This is a genomic window from Paraburkholderia guartelaensis, from assembly GCF_004353905.1.
Lineage (GTDB): Bacteria > Pseudomonadota > Gammaproteobacteria > Burkholderiales > Burkholderiaceae > Paraburkholderia > Paraburkholderia guartelaensis.
On record NZ_SMOD01000020.1, the window covers coordinates 138,893 to 155,471 of the forward strand.

Annotated in this window: 18 protein-coding genes; 3 read left to right on the plus strand and 15 right to left on the minus strand. The window is 64.3% G+C overall.

Annotation, left to right across the window (positions count from 1 at the left end):
* Window positions 1-484: 484 nt before the first annotated feature.
* Window positions 485-2,152, plus strand: coding sequence for a Na+/H+ antiporter (locus E1N52_RS25015; protein ID WP_133185428.1), 1,668 nt, complete (start codon window positions 485-487; stop codon window positions 2,150-2,152).
* A gap of 87 nt (window positions 2,153-2,239) precedes the next feature.
* Here E1N52_RS25015 and E1N52_RS25020 read toward each other — a convergent pair whose 3' ends face one another.
* The 6 genes from E1N52_RS25020 to E1N52_RS25045 form a co-directional block, all read right to left on the minus strand.
* On the minus strand, window positions 2,240-3,544 hold the full coding sequence (locus tag E1N52_RS25020) for a solute carrier family 23 protein (RefSeq protein ID WP_133185430.1): 1,305 nt from the start codon (window positions 3,542-3,544) through the stop codon (window positions 2,240-2,242).
* A 370-nt stretch (window positions 3,545-3,914) separates the two neighbouring features.
* Window positions 3,915-4,550, minus strand: coding sequence for a DUF2239 family protein (locus E1N52_RS25025; protein WP_133185432.1), 636 nt, complete (start codon window positions 4,548-4,550; stop codon window positions 3,915-3,917).
* A 90-nt stretch (window positions 4,551-4,640) separates the two neighbouring features.
* Window positions 4,641-6,155 carry a sensor domain-containing diguanylate cyclase gene (locus E1N52_RS25030; RefSeq protein WP_133185434.1) on the minus strand — a complete coding sequence of 505 codons (1,515 nt, stop codon included), beginning with the start codon at window positions 6,153-6,155 and terminating at the stop codon, window positions 4,641-4,643.
* Window positions 6,156-6,485: 330 nt separating this feature from the next.
* A complete protein-coding gene (locus E1N52_RS25035; protein WP_246089208.1) occupies window positions 6,486-7,265 on the minus strand; it encodes an HvfC/BufC family peptide modification chaperone in 780 nt (259 codons plus the stop codon).
* Window positions 7,262-8,110 carry an MNIO family bufferin maturase gene (gene bufB, locus E1N52_RS25040; RefSeq protein WP_133185436.1) on the minus strand — a complete coding sequence of 283 codons (849 nt, stop codon included), beginning with the start codon at window positions 8,108-8,110 and terminating at the stop codon, window positions 7,262-7,264. The genes E1N52_RS25035 and bufB overlap by 4 nt, the downstream gene beginning before the upstream one ends.
* Before the next feature lie 40 nt (window positions 8,111-8,150).
* On the minus strand, window positions 8,151-8,405 hold the full coding sequence (locus tag E1N52_RS25045) for a BufA1 family periplasmic bufferin-type metallophore (RefSeq protein ID WP_133185438.1): 255 nt from the start codon (window positions 8,403-8,405) through the stop codon (window positions 8,151-8,153).
* A 274-nt stretch (window positions 8,406-8,679) separates the two neighbouring features.
* On the opposite strand from E1N52_RS25045, the gene E1N52_RS25050 reads away from it, so the two are divergent.
* Entirely contained in the window at window positions 8,680-8,988 is a 309-nt protein-coding gene (locus tag E1N52_RS25050; protein ID WP_133185440.1) for a DUF4148 domain-containing protein, read from the plus strand.
* A gap of 275 nt (window positions 8,989-9,263) precedes the next feature.
* Here the strand turns inward: E1N52_RS25050 and E1N52_RS25055 are convergent, their stop codons facing one another.
* A complete protein-coding gene (locus E1N52_RS25055; protein ID WP_133185442.1) occupies window positions 9,264-9,557 on the minus strand; it encodes a hypothetical protein in 294 nt (97 codons plus the stop codon).
* A gap of 160 nt (window positions 9,558-9,717) precedes the next feature.
* Here E1N52_RS25055 and E1N52_RS25060 point away from each other — a divergent pair, with 160 nt between their 5' ends.
* A complete protein-coding gene (locus E1N52_RS25060) occupies window positions 9,718-10,164 on the plus strand; it encodes an SRPBCC family protein (protein WP_133185444.1) in 447 nt (148 codons plus the stop codon).
* Between the two features lie 46 nt (window positions 10,165-10,210).
* Here the strand turns inward: E1N52_RS25060 and ggt are convergent, their stop codons facing one another.
* The 8 genes from ggt to E1N52_RS25100 all read right to left on the minus strand — a co-directional run.
* On the minus strand, window positions 10,211-11,803 hold the full coding sequence (ggt, locus tag E1N52_RS25065; protein WP_133185445.1) for a gamma-glutamyltransferase: 1,593 nt from the start codon (window positions 11,801-11,803) through the stop codon (window positions 10,211-10,213).
* Window positions 11,804-11,872: 69 nt separating this feature from the next.
* Window positions 11,873-12,673 (minus strand): amino acid ABC transporter ATP-binding protein, encoded by an 801-nt coding sequence (locus E1N52_RS25070; protein ID WP_133185447.1) that lies wholly within the window; start codon window positions 12,671-12,673, stop codon window positions 11,873-11,875.
* A 1-nt stretch (window position 12,674) separates the two neighbouring features.
* Entirely contained in the window at window positions 12,675-13,442 is a 768-nt protein-coding gene (locus E1N52_RS25075) for an amino acid ABC transporter permease (RefSeq protein WP_042265588.1), read from the minus strand.
* A gap of 15 nt (window positions 13,443-13,457) precedes the next feature.
* Complete coding sequence (locus tag E1N52_RS25080; RefSeq protein WP_133185449.1) at window positions 13,458-14,276, minus strand: ABC transporter substrate-binding protein; 819 nt, start codon at window positions 14,274-14,276, stop codon at window positions 13,458-13,460.
* Between the two features lie 54 nt (window positions 14,277-14,330).
* The gene (locus tag E1N52_RS25085; protein WP_205965662.1) at window positions 14,331-15,119 is read right to left on the minus strand and encodes a GntR family transcriptional regulator; all 789 of its coding nucleotides are present in this window, start codon (window positions 15,117-15,119) and stop codon (window positions 14,331-14,333) included.
* Window positions 15,120-15,217: 98 nt separating this feature from the next.
* A complete protein-coding gene (locus tag E1N52_RS25090) occupies window positions 15,218-15,442 on the minus strand; it encodes a SymE family type I addiction module toxin (RefSeq protein WP_133185451.1) in 225 nt (74 codons plus the stop codon).
* 94 nt (window positions 15,443-15,536) lie between these two features.
* On the minus strand, window positions 15,537-15,890 hold the full coding sequence (locus E1N52_RS25095) for a helix-turn-helix domain-containing protein (RefSeq protein WP_133185453.1): 354 nt from the start codon (window positions 15,888-15,890) through the stop codon (window positions 15,537-15,539).
* Between the two features lie 461 nt (window positions 15,891-16,351).
* Window positions 16,352-16,579 (minus strand): transposase (locus E1N52_RS25100; RefSeq protein ID WP_133184843.1); only part of this gene is annotated, 228 nt, incomplete at its 5' end.

A 16,579-nucleotide genomic window follows, 5' to 3' on the forward strand; every position in this document is an offset into this window, starting at 1 on the left:
GTCCGCACAGCCTTTGCACGGCCCGCGCTTGTCCTCCGTAGCCTGATTTTCATTGCGTCACAGGAGGGATCAAGCAAGGTCCGTGCTCGCTCGCACCGCGATCTGGCACGCATCAGGAAATGCGTTTACACCCATCGCGTGCGCTGCGATTGGGCACGCCATGCACCGCGCGAGACATCGCACGGCGCACCGATATCGTGCGCCTTTCCACGCGCTTTTGCTTTGGTGGTGGTGCATATACGCGGACAAATTGCCGCATTTTTGGCGAATATCGGGCTCGCCACGCGTTCGCCCTGCGCGCTTCGCGGCGGCTTACAGACGTGTCAGGCTAAACTGTCCCTCGACCGGCGCGCCCTCTCTAATGCGCGCCAGAACGCAGTGCCGCACCGCGCGTGAAGAGAGGCACCTGTCCCCTCTTCAACGCTTCCCCGCCTGGTCCCGTTTGGCCTTGTTTGGCCCTGTTTGGCCCCCGCTACGTTTTTCGATGGACATTCTCTTCACCGTTCTCATTCTGCTGCTCGCTGTTGCCGTGTCCGGCATCATCGCGCGCACCGTGCCAATCAAGCTGCCGTTGCCGCTCGTGCAGATCGGCATCGGCGCGCTGCTCACGTTTCCGCTCGTGAATCCGCACGTCACGTTCGATCCCGACATCTTCATGGCGCTGTTCATTCCGCCGCTGCTGTTCGCGGACGGCTGGCGCATGCCCAAACGCGAGTTCTTCATGCAGCGTCGCGCGATCCTCATGCTCGCGCTCGGCCTCGTGCTGCTGACGGTCGTCGCCGTGGGCTATTTCGTGCACTGGCTCGTGCCGCAGATCTCGCTGCCCGTGGCGTTCGCGCTCGCCGCCGTGCTCTCGCCCACCGACGCCGTCGCGCTCTCGGGCATCGCCGGCAAGGACCGCATTCCCGCGCAGCTCATGCACATCCTCGAAGGCGAAGCGCTGATGAACGACGCCTCGGGTCTCGTTGCGCTCAAGTTCGCCGTGGCGGCCGCGCTCACCGGCTACTTTTCGCTGCGCTCGGCGGCACTCAGCTTCGTCGTGATCGCGGCGGGCGGTCTGGCGCTCGGGGCGGCGATCGGCTGGCTCTTCAGCTTCGTGTCGGCGCGCTTTCTCAACATGACCGAAGAGGGCGACCCCGCACCCGGCGTCGTGCTCACCTTGCTGATTCCGTTCGCGGCGTATCTGTTCGCCGAGCACCTCGAGGTGTCGGGCGTGCTCGCTGCCGTTTCCGCCGGCATGACGATGAACTTCACGAGCGTCGCGCACAAAGGACCGGTGTCGACACGCGTGCGCGCCACGAGCACCTGGTCGATGATCGAATTCGTCTTCAACGGCATGGTGTTCACGCTGCTCGGCCTGCAGTTCCCTGGCATTCTCGGCAAGGCGCTGCTCGACGCGCACCACACGAGCAACGTACAGATGCTGCGTCTCATCGGCTATATCGCCGCCGTACTCGTGGCGCTCTACGCCATGCGCTTCGGCTGGGTGTGGCTGCTGCGCTGGGTGGCGAGCCGCGGCGCCGCGCGTCACGGCGTCGCGAACGCGGTGCCGGGCCTGCGCACCGTGGCGATCACCACGGTGGCGGGCGTACGGGGCGCGGTGACGCTCGCGGGCGTGCTCTCGCTGCCCGTGGCGCTCGCCAACGGCAGCCCGCTGCCCGGGCGAGACAGCGCCATTTTCATCGCGACGGGCGTGATCCTCGCCTCGCTGCTGGTGGCGATCGTGGGCCTGCCGCTGTTGCTGCGCGGCGTGCGGCGCGGCGCGCAGGGACCGCACGCAGCCGAGGAGCGCGCGGCGCGCATCCAGGCGGCGCAGGCGGGCATCCGCGCCGTCGATGCGGTGCACGAAAAGGTGAGCGAGGATCTCGACGAATCGCAGGCCGCCTACGCCGCCGACACGACCGCGCGCGTGATGGACGCCTACCGCCGCCGCCTCGCCTCGCTCGATGCCGACCGCGACCGCAGCGCGAACGCGCGCCGCTCGGACGCGCTGGAAATGGAAATGCGCCTCGCCGGCATGCGCGCCGAACGCGCGACGCTGCTCAAGCTGCGCAACCAGATGCAGATCAACGACGAAACGCTGGCGAAGCTGATGCGCGAAGTCGATCTTTCGGAAACGGCGATGACGACGCGCGGGCGCAATCGCAACTGAGCGCTTAGGCGCAGATGCGGTGAATCGGGAGAGGGGAAAACGCGGCGCCGAGGACCGGCGCCGCATGTCGCGATAAGGCGGTGAGCCTTAAACCGCCGCTTCCTGCGCCGGTTTGCGACGCAGCAGAGCGTAGAGGATGATCGCGCCAAACGTGGCGGTGCCGATGCCGCCCAGCCCGAAGCCGCCGAGCTTGAGCGAGAAGTCGCCCGCGCCGAGCACAAGCGTGACTGCGGCGACGATCAGATTGCGGTTGTCCGAGAAGTCCACCTTGTTGACGACCCAGATACGCGCGCCCGTCACAGCGATCAGACCGAACACGACGATCGAGACGCCGCCGAGCACCGGGCCCGGAATCGTCTGAATGACGGCGCCGAACTTCGGCGAGAAGCCGAGCACGAGCGCGATGACCGCGGCGATCACGAACACGAGCGTCGAGTAGATTTTCGTCACGGCCATCACGCCGATGTTTTCCGCGTAGGTCGTGACACCCGTGCCGCCCGCGAAGCCCGAGACGATCGTGGCGAGCCCGTCGCCGATGAACGCGCGGCCCACATAGCGGTCGAGGTTGTAGCCCGTCATCGCGGAAACCGCCTTGATGTGGCCAAGGTTCTCCGCCACCAGAATCACGGCGATCGGCACGAGCAGCGTCATGGCGTGCGGGTCGAACACCGGCGCGGTGAACTTCGGCATGCCGAACCAGGCGGCGTTCGCGACGATCGAGAAGTCGATCGGCTTGCCCAGGCCCATGCCGTTCGTGACGATCGCGTAGATCACGTAGGCGATCAGGAGGCCGACGAGAATCAGCAGGCGCTGCAGCATGCCGCGCGTGAACACGGCCACGCCGCCCACGCAGAGCACGGTGACGATGGCCATCCACGAGTCGAAGATCGAGCCGCTCACGCCCTTCACCGCGATGGGCGCGAGATTCAGCCCGATCACGCAGACGATCGCACCCGTCACCACCGGCGGCATGAGCGTTTCGATCCATTTGGTGCCGATGGCCGAGACGAGCAGGCCGATCAGCGTATAAGCCACGCCGCACGCGATGATGCCGCCGAGCGCGACCGGAATGTTGGGATTGGGTCCCTGCCCGCCGTAGCCCGTGACAGCGATCACGAGACCGATGAACGCGAAGCTCGAACCGAGATAGCTCGGCACGCGCCCGCCCACCACCACGAAGAACAGCAGCGTGCCGACACCCGACATGAAAATACACAGGTTCGGATCGAAGCCCATGAGCAGCGGCGCGAGCACGGTCGAGCCGAACATGGCGACGACGTGCTGCACGCCCATGGCGAACATCTGCGGCCAGGGCAGGCGCTCGTCGGGAGCCACGACGCTGCGGGTGTCACCCGTCTGCGCGCGCCAGCGGGGGAAATAGGAGTCGGACATGGGTTCCTCTTGTCGGCGTGATTTGCGGTCTGGTTGTGGTTTTGATTGTTGGCGCGCACGCATCGATGCAACGGCCGCCCTTGATGCAGGTCAGGCGGGAGTGTACGGAGCCGCAATCAGCGTGGCAAGCCGGATGTCGGGCATCCGAAACACTCCCGGCGGTCGTCGGGACGATCTGCGGAGCCAGTGCCGAATGGAGATTAAGACTCCTCCTATATTCGGGGCAGGATACCGAATATAGACTTGCCTTGCTGCGTGACCTCATGGCAGTCCATGCAGAGGTTGTAAGTGGCAAACTCTCCGACTTCCCCGCTCCTGCCCCCCGCTCGAGCGGTTTTTTTTGCCCGCGCAATATGAGCCACGCGCGCGTTCAGGCGAATGCGGATTGCGCCAGTTCCCGCGCGTAGTCGCGCACGTCTTCCGGCCAGGGCGCATTCGCCGCTTCGAAGCGGCTACGCTCGCCCGCGTACAGCGCGCGCAACGCCTCCTCGTAATTCGGCAGATTGCCGGCCAGTGCAGTCATGAAGCGGTGCGCGGCTTCCTGGGCCGCGCGCACGCGTTCGCGTGCCTCGCTCGCGTGGCGGGCGGCATCCACGAGACGGCGCAGCACCACTGAGGCGCCGCCGGGCTGCGCGCCGAGCCAGTCCCAGTGGCGCGGCAACAGCGTCACCTCGCGAGCCACTACGCCGAGCTTCGGGCGGCCGCGGCCGCGCGGGGCGTCTTCCGGTGCCGCTTCGTCGATTCCGTCCGGAGCGGCTGCATCCTGCTCGCTACTTTGCTGCGCAACGATGCGCGCCTCGACGTCCTTTTCCGTGCCGCGCAGATCGAATTCGACCGGGCGCGCGTCGCGGTCGTCGAAGACCAGCACCGTCGCGCCGTTTTCGTTCCCGTTTTCGTTCCCTTCGCGCTCGAGTTCCGCCTTGACCGCCAACGCCACCTGAAGCGGCGCGCCGCGCGCGATCACGCGTTTGCCCGCAAATGCCGTACAGCCGTTCGCCATCGTCATGGTTTTCTCCGTCCTGGTATCCAACGATGGGCGAATATTACCCGGGTAAATTTAGCGATGCAATATCATCCGGGTAAAATTTGATGGCAGTCAGCCGGAGCGGCCTTCGAGATCCGCGCCAGGCGCATCGTCGGTCGTGGCGGGCAGCCATGCCGCCACGCGGTTGCGGCCCGAGCGCTTCGCCGTGTAGAGCGCGGCGTCGGCGGCGTCGGTCAGCGCGCGCCAGTCGGCAAACGCGCTTTGGGTCGTGCAGGCCACGCCCACGCTCACCGTGAGCACACCGTTCGGGCTGTCGGCGTGCGGCAGCGCCAGCGCCTCGATCGCGGCGCGCACCTTCTCGGCCAACGCGAGCGCCTGGGCCTCGCCCGTGTCGGGCAGCACCAGCACGAATTCTTCGCCGCCATAGCGCGCCGCACAGTCCGCCGCGCGGCGTGCGTGTGCGCCGAGTGCGTGCGCGACGGCCGCGAGCGCGTCGTCGCCGGCGAGGTGGCCATAGCGGTCGTTGTAGAGCTTGAAGCGGTCCACATCGAGCAGCACGATCGCGAGCGGGCTGCCCGAGCGGCGTGCGCGCGCCCACTCGTGGTCCGCGCGGGTCTCGAAGGCGCGCCGGTTCGCGAGCGACGTGAGCGCGTCGGTGCCCGCCTGCACGCGCAACTCCGCCTCCACCGCGCCACGCTGGCGCAACTGGCGCGTGAACATCAACGCGAGCGCGATCAGCGAGATGTCGAGCACCGCCGTGAGCGTGCCGATGATCCAGGCGCGCACGCGCCATTCGCGATAGATGTCGTCCGCCGCGACAGCGACACTGAACACGAGCGGATAGCCCTCCACGCGCCGCAGCGCAAACCAGCGCCGCACGCGGTCCACCGGGCCGAGCGAGAAGAAGCCGTTAGCCTGCGATCGCTGGAAACGCTGGAAGAGCGCGGATTCCGCAACGCTTTTGCCGATCAGCTCGGGAACGTACGGGCGGCGCATGAGCAGCGTGCCGTCGGCGAGCGTGAGCGCCAGCGCGCCGTCCGTGCCGATGTCCACGCCGCTGAACAATTGGCGGAAATAATCGAGCCGCATCGTGCCGACCACCACGCCCGCGAACGAGCCGTCAGGGTTCGAGAGACGGCGGCTCAATCCGATGGTCGCGTTGGCCGGCCCGTCGCGTGGAATGAACGGGTGGCTCAGAAAGAGGCCTACGTGCGGCGAGTCGCGCTGCGCGATGAAATAGTCGCGGTCGGCCACATTGAGCGAGCGCGGCGGCACCGAGCGCGAATCGAACACCACGTCGCCCGCCGCGTTGGTAACGAAGATCGCGCCCAGATTCTTCGCCGTGGCCGAGCGGTCGAACAACACATTCTGGCGAATGTCGGGGGGCAGCGAGGCGAGACGCGGATCGTCGATGGCGTCGATGACGGCTTGCAGCGAAAGGTTGTAGACGTCGAAATTGCGCGCCGTGTCGCGCTCGAAAAGCAGCGCCATATTGGAGGCGGAAGCGCGGGCGCTCGCGAGCGCATCGTGCCGCATCTGCGCCATGACCCACGCGGCGATCAGCGTCAGTACTGCGGCCAGCGCAATGCCGATGGCAAGCACGGCGTTCGGTCGGCGGATCATCATCTCGGGCCTTCGGGGGCTGGCCTTGCAGTGGCGCCGGTTGCCGGGCGCCTGCTTGCGCCCGACCGTGGACGATGCCCGACGCCGCGCGCGCCGGGTTGCAAGCGAGTGTACAACGGCCGGCGGGCGCATGCTGTGCGTATGCATTCATCCTCGCATGCCGCGTGAGGCGTGGCTATGCGGGCAAGTCCGGTCGAGGGTCGCGTTTGGGGCACGGCTCGATTTTGCGCCCTATTCTCCTGAATAAAGTGCGTTTCGAGTGGCGTTCGCCGCGTTAATTTGGATTCCTCTGTTTTATCGCGCGACTACGTATGCGCTTGTCATGCTGCGTGGTCAGTCGTCGCGCACGCCGACGATTGCGCGCGCCTCGATCCACGCTCGCCACTGGCCGCCGAAGTCGAAAAGCGGGTCGATGTCGAAGGCTTGTGCAAGCGCGTCGTCGAGCGTGGCGCCGTCACGCAGCGCGACAAAGGCTGCGTGTGCGGCATGCGTGTGCACGAGCGCGGTGGGCCGCCATTGCGGCCGGACCACGAGTGCCCACGCCGGCACATCCACGCGCTCGGGCCATACGCCGCCCAGCTGATGAGCCCGCCAGATCGCCACGGCATCGAAGCGTAGAGCGAGCGCAGCGCAGGCGGGATGCACCGCGAGACGCGATTGCGCAAGACGCTCCGCGCCGAGCGCTTGCCATTGCTGCGCGTCGAGTGGCGTGGCGTTCGCTGCGTAACTGGCTGCGTGCAGCGCCCATTCGAGTCGCGCGACATCGCCGAAATACGCATAGCGTGCGTCGGTCTCGTAACGCTCGATGAATTCGGGCAGCTTCGCGCCGAAGCGGTTCAGATCGGCGTCGCGAGAAGGATGCGCACTCGCGTAGGCTAGCGCGAGTGCATCGAACCAGGCCTCGCCGGTCAGGGCCGCGAGCACCGGATACGCGTTCGCGAGTGCAAGCCGCCGTGCCGCACGCCCATTGCCGCGATACAGGCCCATGCGCTCGTGCAGCAGCGCGGCATCGGCGGGAAGCATCTCGCGGGCGAGCGACGCATCGACGCCGGGATCGTCCAGTGCGGCAGCGAAGGCTTGCTGCGCCGCTTCCAGCGTGTTGCGCACAGTCATGAGCGCAGCTCCGATGTGTGACGCGCATGCTTCGCGCAGTGTTCGCGCGCGAGACGCGCCTCGTCGAGCAACACCTCGAGCGCCGGCACCGCCGTGTCCCACTCAATGAGCGTGGGCGTCGCGCCGAATCGCTCGAGTGCAGCCTCATACAGCGACCAGACCACCGGCGCGACGCGCGAACCGTGATCGTCGATCACAGCGGCGGGCGTCGCGCGATGCCCCGCCAGATGGATCTCGCCGACGATCTCCGGCGGCAGTGCGGCCATGGCCGCCAGTGCATCCTCACCGTGGTTGCATTGATTCACGTACAGATTGTTCACGTCGAGCAGCACGCCGCAGCCCGTGCGCTGCGCGAGCGCGGCGAGGAATTCCGCCTCGCTCCAGGTATCGCCGCGAAATCGTACGTAGGTCGAAACATTTTCGATCAGCACGGTACGGCGCAGCGCGTCCTGCATCTGCGAAACCCGCGCGCTCAGGTGATCGAGCGAGGCTTGCGTGAGCGGCATCGGCAGCAGATCGTGCAGCGCGCCTTGCGCGCTCGCGCCCCAGCATAGATGCTCGGAGACGACAGCGGGATCGATGCGCGCCACCAGCCGCGCGAGCCTCGCGAGATGCGCCGTATCGAGCGGCGTGGCCGAGCCGAGCCCGAGCCCCACGCCGTGCAGGCTCACGGGCAAATCGCGGCGCACGGTTTCGAGCACGTGCAGGTCGTAACCGCCTTCGCCGAAATAGTTCTCGCTGTGGACCTCGATCCAGTCGACTGCAGGCGGCCCTGCCATGAAGGCCTCGTAGTGCGCGTGACGCAGGCCAATGCCCACGCCACTGAGTGCGACTGGCGCGCTCATCTTGCGCCCCCCGCGTTGCGCGCCACCTCAGCCGTGAGGCTCATTTTTCCGGCGTGCCGCCAAGCTTCTCGCATGTGCCCTTCGGCATGGTCTTGAAGTCGCCCTTGTCGTGATCGACCTTGGCCTGGCCCGCGCAGTCGTGCACGCCGGTCTTGCTCGAACAATCGTTCTGGCCGGCCTTGGCGACGCCGTAGCAATTCACCGTGTCGTCCGCGTGAGCCACGCCCGCGCCGGCTGTCGCCAGACCCGCGAGCGCGGCGGCGATCAGCGCCTGGCGGCCGAGAGAGTTCTTCATCGCGTTTCTCCTTGAACTTCGAAATGGGTTTCGCAGCAAGCGATCGGACTACGCGGCCGTCGCTGCGCGCGGCCCCGGGTGCCCTATTTTGCCTCACCAGGCCGCACCCAGCCCGGTCGAAGCGCCGAAGATCGACGGAATTATTGCAATTGCAGTAATGATGTTTGCTGGATAGCGGTATTTTTCTTTGAAGTGCACTGCAATAAAGTTCTATCAACGGTTCGAACAACATGATTGTTACGAAACGACAACATAATTTTCGGAGGTTGTTACCATGAAGAATCTGATTGCTGCTGCACTCGCCGTTACCGTCCTCGCCGCTCCGGCCCTGTCGTTCGCACAAGCCGAGCAAGCACCCGTGACGCGCGCTCAAGTTCGCGCCGAACTGGTTCAGCTGGAAAAGGCCGGCTACCGCCCGAATCTGTCGAGCCCGTACTATCCGGAAGACCTGCAGGCTGCCCAGGCGCGCGTCGCCCAGCAAAACGGCGCAGCAGAAGCCACGGCCTACGGCGCATCGACGAACGGCAGCGCCCAAGCCGGCACCCGCGCACCGAACATCAAGCCGACCTACTTCGGCCAGTAATCGCGGCTCACACGTAGTGCTGGCGCACTACGCGAGCAACGCCAGGCGGGCCCGCTCTCCCGATTGGGAGACAGCGGGCCCGCCGTTCATTTCTGCGCCGTGCGTGCAACGCGCGCGGCAGAAATAAGCGGCACGCCCACGAAAACCTCCGCCGCCGGAAATCCGGTGGCTTTGCCCGGACTGCGGTCCGGGCCTTTTTCCTCCTTCCCTCTCGCAATGCATGCGGCCCGCTTTATTAGCGCGGGCCGCGCGCGAAGGCGGCGCGTCCGCTGGGCCTAGAAGCCGTGGGTGACGAGCGAGAGCACAGAAAGATCGGGGTGCGTGCCGTCGATGATGCTGCGGCCCACGTGGACCGCCTCTTCGGTGGCGTCCTGCTCGCTGCGCCAGGTTTCGTCGCCATCCGCGTGATACGCGACTGTGTGGCCCGGCTTCGCGGGATTCGCGCCGGGATGGCAAACGTAGGCCGTGTACGTATAGCGGTTCGTGCCTTCGTCGGTTGGCGTGGCGCTGACATGAATCTCGAAGCCTTCGTAGTCGACCTGATGCATCGCAAGCGGTTGAGCGCTCATGGTGACCTCCGGGTGCCGCGGGTTAGCGGCTGCGGGCTATCCGGCCGATGGGTATGCGGCCAGGTGTTCGGTATTGATTCGGTATTGGGAAGTTTAGGCGATGGGTCCCGGGCGGGTGGCCTACTATTGCAGGGCGATCCACCACTCTGGGAGCTGAGATATGGCATCGAACACCGTCCGCCTGCATCGTGTGCTGCGCGCGCCGCCCGAGCGCATCTACCGCGCCTTTCTCGACGCGAGCGCAGTCGTGAAATGGCTGCCGCCCAACGGCTTCACCTGCACAGTTCATGAACTCGACGCGAAAGTCGGCGGCCGTTACCGGATGTCGTTCAAGAACTTCACCGCGGGCCACGGTCATTCGTTCGGCGGCGAATATCTCGAACTCGTGCCGAACGAGCGTTTGCGGTACACCGGTGTGTTCGAGGATCAGCACCTGCCCGGCACCATGCAGACGACGGTCGAGCTGCGCGCCGTGTTTTTCGGCGCGGAAATGACCGTCGTGCAGGAAGGCATACCGGAGATCATTCCAGTCGAAGCGTGTTATCTGGGCTGGCAGGAGTCGCTGGCGTTGCTCGCAAAGCTGGTCGAAGCGGAAATCAAGCAGTAAAGAAAAAGGGGCGCTCGCGCCCCTTTCTTTTCGACTGTGTGCTGCTTCAATACCCGAGCGCGCAGCCGTCCTTGCGATGATCGGACGCGCCGGTCAACACGCCCCGCTCCCAGTCGATGCGGATCGCCTGCGAACCGCCAATCGGCCCGGCGGCAGGCACGAGCTTGAAGCCGCGATCCGCGAGCACCGCGCGCGCGTTAGCGGGCAAGGTCGATTCGATTTCCACGGTGCCCGTGCCCGGGCGCGGAAAGACGCGCGGCAGATCCATCGCGGCCTGCATGTCGAGGCCGTAATGCAGCACCTTCGATAGGAAGTGCGCGTGCCCCATGGCCTGATAGTGGCCGCCCATCACGCCGAAACTCATCTGCACGCGGCCGTCGCGCGCGACCATCCCCGGAATGATGGTGTGCATCGGACGCTTGTGCGGCGCAATCGCGTTGGGATGCCCTGGCTCGACCGAGAAGCTCATGCCGCGGTTGTGCAGCATTACACCGGATTCCTTGCCCATCAGCCCGCTGCCAAATGGATAGAACAACGAATTGATGAAGCTCACGCAGTTGCGATCGCGATCGACGACGGTGATGTAGACCGTGTCGCGGTGCTCGACCTGGGTGAGCGCGGCAGCCGGGTCCAGGACGCCTTCGAGGTCGATGCGGCTTCGCAGGCCGTCCACGTAGTCGTCGGACAGCAGGCGCTCGAAATCGACGCGGCCATGGCGCGGGTCCCCTAGCACGGCGTCGCGTACTGCGTAGGCGAGCTTGGCCGCCTCGATCTCGCGATGCAGACGGTCGGGGTCGAGCGGACTGCCTTCAGCGTCGTATTTGTCGAGCAGGCGCAGCAACAGCAGCGCGATCACGCCCTGCCCCGCCGGCGGGCATTCGATCACGTCGTAGCCGCGGAATTTTGCGCGAATCGGCGTGACGTAATCGCCGCGGAATTCGGCGAAGTCTTCCAGCGTGTGCAGTCCGCCGTGCGCCTGAAGCTGCGCGACGAGATCGGCCGCGATGGCGCCGCAGTAGAACGCGTCCCGGCCCGATTCGGCGATGGCGCGCAGCGTGTTCGCGAGACGCGGTTGATGGTGCGTCGAGCCCGCGCGCGGCGCAGCGCCATCCACGAGCATGGTGGTGCGCGCTACGGCGTCGCGCGAGAGCGTTTCCACTTCTGCCGCCCAGTCGTGCGCGGTACGCGGCGCAACGGCGTAGCCTTCTTCGGCGAAACGGATTGCCGGAGCCAGTACGTCGCGCAGCGGCAGCTGGCCGTGATCGCGATGGAGCGTGGTCCATGCGTCCACCGCGCCCGGCACCGTGACGGCATGCGGCGAATGACGCGCGATGGTTTCCACGCCCATGGCGCGCAGACGCTCGGCACTCGCTGCCGCGGGGGCCCAGCCGGAACCGTCATAGGCGATCACGTCATCGGTACCGCCGCGCGAATAGAGCGCAAAACAGTCGCCGCCTACGCCCGTCGAGCCGGGTTCGACCACGCACTGCACCGCGCACGCGGCAATCGCGGCATCCATGGCGTTGCCGCCGGCGGCGAGAATCTGGACGGCGGCGAGCGTGGCGCTCGGGTGCGAAGTCGCAGCCATGCCGTTGCGAGCCATGACGAGCGAGCGGCCCGGCGTTTCGAAGTTACGCATCGAAGCGTTCTCCTATTTTGGTATCCTGATGATGTGTTAATTCACGTGACGCAGCATTGCGGCTCATGCCTACGCCGATGCAGGCATGGCAGTTCGCAGCGTGCGCTTCAAGAACGTCTGCGTGCGCGGATGCGATGGCGCGGTGAAAATGCGCTCGGGCGGCCCTTCTTCGATCAGCTCGCCCTGGTCGAGCACGACCACGCGATCGGCCACCTCGCGAGCGAAGCCCATTTCGTGCGTGACGACGACCATCGTCATGCCGTCTTCCGCAAGCTCCTTCATCACCTGCAGCACTTCGCCCACGGTTTCCGGATCGAGCGCGCTGGTGGGTTCGTCGAAGAGCAGCACCTTTGGCTGCATGGCAAGCGCGCGAGCGATGGCGATGCGCTGCTGCTGACCGCCGGAAAGCTGCGACGGATAGTGGTCGGCGCGATCTGCAAGACCCACGCGGGCGATCAGCGCCTTCGCCTGCTTGATCGCCTCTTCGCGCGGCATCTTCAGCACGTGGATGGGCGCCTCGATCACGTTCTCCAGCGCCGTCATGTGCGGAAACAGATTGAAGCGCTGGAACACCATGCCGATATCGCGGCGCTGCCGTGCGAGCTGGCGCGCGGAATCGCGCACCAGCGTGCCGTTCGGGCGCTCGACAAACCCAAGCAAATGGCCGTTCACGCGCACCCGCCCGCTGTCGTACGACTCGAGCAGATTGAGGCAGCGGATGAACGTGGTCTTGCCCGACCCCGACGAGCCGATCAGCACCACCACTTCCCCCTTCGCGACGCTCAACGAAATGCCGTTGAGGACCTTGGTCGAGCCGAACGACTTGTGAATGTCCGACGCCTCGATGACGATTTCGCGTGCTTCGTTCATGTCAACGCCCCCGCAGCAGTTTCATCGTTTGCGCGCCGAACAGACGCGTATTCGCAGCCGGCTTCGCCTCGCCGCGGCCGAAATGCGCTTCGAGCCGCCGCTGCACGAAACCCCAGAGCGTGGTGAGCGCGAGGAAGTAGATGCCGAGCACGAGATACAGCTCGAACACGCGGAAGTTCACCGAGGTGATCATCTGCGTGCTTAGGAGCAGTTCCGGCACGCCGATCACGCTCACGAGCGTGGTGTTCTTGAGCATCACGTTGAACTCGTTGCCGAGCGGCGGCACGATCACGCGGAAGGCTTGCGGCAGCACGACGCGGCGCATGAGCAGCACCGAAGTCATGCCAAGCGAGCGCGACGCTTCATACTGCCCACGATCCACCGAACTCAGTCCCGCGCGAATGATCTCCGCCTGATAGGCTGCCGAATTCATGCCGAGCGCAAGCACGGCTGCCTGAATATTGCCGGGCAGCGAGATGATGCCGAAGTCGAGATCGTGAAAGTGAAAGATGTTCGCCGCGGCAAACGCGGTGTACAGGAACACGATCTGCATGAGCAACGGCGTGCCGCGCATGACCCAGATGTAGCCGCGCGCGAGATACTGCACGGGCAAACTCGACGAAAGCCGCATGAGCGCGACGATCAGGCCGAGCGTGGCGCCGAACACGATCGCACAGGCGCTGATCGAGAACGTGAGCCACAATCCGTGCAGATACGCCGGGCTTGGGTCCAGCAGGAATTTCCGGAAGATTTCCCAACTGAAATTCATGGCGTCACCCCGCGCTCACAGGCGATCGTTTTCGAGCTTCCAGGTGGCGAGCATCTTGCCGTAGCGATCGCTCTTCACGAGATCGGCCACGGCCTTCGCCACGGCCGGCGAAAGCGGCTCACCCTTGCGCGCGCCAATGCCGGTTGCGATGCGATTGAAACCGGGCACCGCCTCATCGAACATATCGCCCGAGACCTGCTGGAAGTGCGCGGCGCTTTCCGACGTGGTGCCGTAGGCGTCGACCTGATTTATTCGGAAGGCCTGAAATGCATCGGCATCCGAACTATAGACAACGATATTCATGGGCGGCTTGCCCGCGGCCTTGAGCTTCTCGTTCTCCTTGTCGAGCAGCGTGCTGATGGTCGTGCCGTTGAGCACCGCGACCTTCATGCCAGAAAGGTCATCGAGCGAGCGCACGTGGCGCGGGTTGCCGCGCGGCACCATGATTGACTGGCTCGAATACATATAGTCGACGATGTCGATGATCTGGCGCCGCTCGGGCTTGTCGAAGAGCTGGCCGATCACGAGATCGCATTGCTTCGCCTGCAGCGCCGGAATCTGCCCGCTGAACGACATGACCTTCCACTCGACCTTGAGATTGCCGAGCTGCTTCGCGACGTCATGCGCCACGTCGACGGAGAAGCCGCGCGGCTGTTGATTTTCGTCGTAGGACGCGAGCGGCGGCGCGTCCATGCTCGAACAGTAAGTGAGTGTTCCACCTTTCACGAGCCCCAGATCGGCGGCCTGCGCCGCGGAAACGCCGGCAACCTGCGCGAGGAGCGCGAAGCCTGCGCAGGCGGCGAGACGAAGACGCTTGGACTGATTTGCTGACATCGAGAGGCTCCTGGCTGAGAGTGAGGATACGACGACAGTTAGGACGCCGACGCGTTACGCTCGTGACGCGGGCGATTCGAGGAACTTGATGATCTGGGGAACGGTTGATTCGAGGTGCTCGCGCAGCGCCTGCTCGGCTTGCGCGGGGTCGCGGGTGCGCAGCGCGTCGATGAGGTTCTGGTGGGCGTCGCGTGCGCGTTTGCGTCTGAAGGTGGCTTGCTCGATCCACAAACGCATGGGGCCTTCGATCAGCGTGTAGAGCGAGTGAATTTGCTGGTAGAGGCGCGTGCGGCCGCTAATTTCGCACAGGTATTCGTGGAACGCGCAGTGGCGTTGGACCCAGGTGTCTGTGTCGCCTACGCAGGCATCCATATCTTCCAGCAGGCGTTGGAGCTTGATGAGATGCGCTTCGGTGCAGCGTGGCGCGGCGACGCGCATGGCCAGGCATTCGAGCGCGATGCGCATGTCGAAGATGTCCTGGACTTCTTCCACGGTCAGGCCGCGGACGATGGCGCCGCGGTTGGGGCGCTGGATGATCAGGCCTTCGGTTTGAAGTCTTTTTAGTGCCGCGCGGATAGGCATGCGGCTCATTGAAAGCTCTTCTGCAACCGTCTCGGCGACGATGCGCTGGCCTGCGGCGTAGCGGCCTTCGATGATCGCTTCAAGAAGGAAGCGGTAGGCCTCTTCTTCGGCGGTTAAGGCTAGGCCGGCAGTGTTGCGGACGCTGGTGGCAGGCATTTTTGTGCGCTTGATCCGTTTTGTGCGGTGCGGGAGGATGCCATTGCGGTTGCTAAGTCGTTGGGGCAGATTACTCCAAGTGGATTTGTGGATCCAGTCTTTCAAAAAAGATTTTGGGGTGGTGCTGCAGAAGGCGTGAAGGCCACGAACCGTGTGGTTCGTGGCCTTCTTTGTTTGGTGCGGGCTTTGGTCTGACGGGCGGATCAGTATGGCGTGATCACTAGCCTCTTGTCTTCGACCGTGATTCGGACGCGCTGGCCTGGTTCAAAGCCTGCGACTTCGAGCCATCGGCCAGAAAGCTTGAGCCAGGGGTAAAGCGGCGGGTCATTTCTTGCCCGTGAGCTGGACTTGCGGTACCGCCAAGACTGCCGGATGGTTACGCGGCGCTCGGGATGTGCGTGCAATGCATTAAGATTGGCGTCAGCCATGGTCAACTCCTTGGTTGAGTTGGTTTTGGTTAGCGGGCCTTGAGTGCTAGTAACACTCATGGCCCGCGCTTCGTTTACTGCATTGAGACTCCTTCTACTTCCGCGCCTGTGCGAGCACGGTGTCCAACATTTGTGAGACGAACTGCTGTTTGGGCTTGGGTAGTTGTTCGATCGCGGCGATCTGACGTTGTAGGCGCGACATTGATCTGTACCCGGCCGCCGGCACGCCGAGCGGCTTGCCCAACAACTCATCGGCAGTGGACATCAACAGCTCCGCTAGCATGGGCAACATGGACGCCGGAACGCGTGAGCGCCCGCCTTCATAGTGAGCAAGCGTCTGCTGGGCGATGCCGAGTGCTTCGGCCAATTCGTGCTGGGTCAAACCGTGCGCTTTGCGCGCGCTGGCAATACGCTCCCCGAGTTCGCGGAAGAATTGCTCATCTTTCATGTTCGGGCCTCGTGGAAGAGCGTGCTACCCAACGCCGAATATATAAGGATGATTGGTTAGGTCATTCTATAGAGAATCGGAGTACGAAATACTCGATTTAGCTTATCTAAATTTCATTTTTATTTTTATTTGACTCAAGACAGATCTATGATGTGCGTCGAACCGAAGATCCGCTCTTGAATGAAAGCACACTGTGCGTACGGTTCCAGCGTAAGTCATCGAGCATCAACTTGTGCATAGCGTATCCGATATTTTTGCACTGCTTACAACAAGACGAGGTTCGTTGATGACCGAATCAAAATGATGCAGGTGCGGGCCAACTACGTTGATCTACTGAAAATTGCGGATGAAAGGAATAGTGAGGAAGTCGGAGACATCAGGGCCGCAACGATCGGAAGTGTCTGAATTTTTGTGTGCAAGGCAGATAAAAACCTGCCGTCTGGCAGGTCATCAATTGCATTCTACAAATGATTCCTGGTGAAGCGATCCTCGTAGAGGATCGCGAACTGGTTCATCGCGGCTTTCCAGTCATGTGCGGCACGGCTCCAGTCAGCCGTGATATTGCGCAAGGCCAGCCACAGCAGTTTGGTCGCGGCCTCGTCCGTGGGGAAGTGCCCACGCGTCTTGACGATCTTGCGTAGCTGGGCGTTCACGCTTTCAATGGCGTTGGTCGTGTAGATCACTTTGCG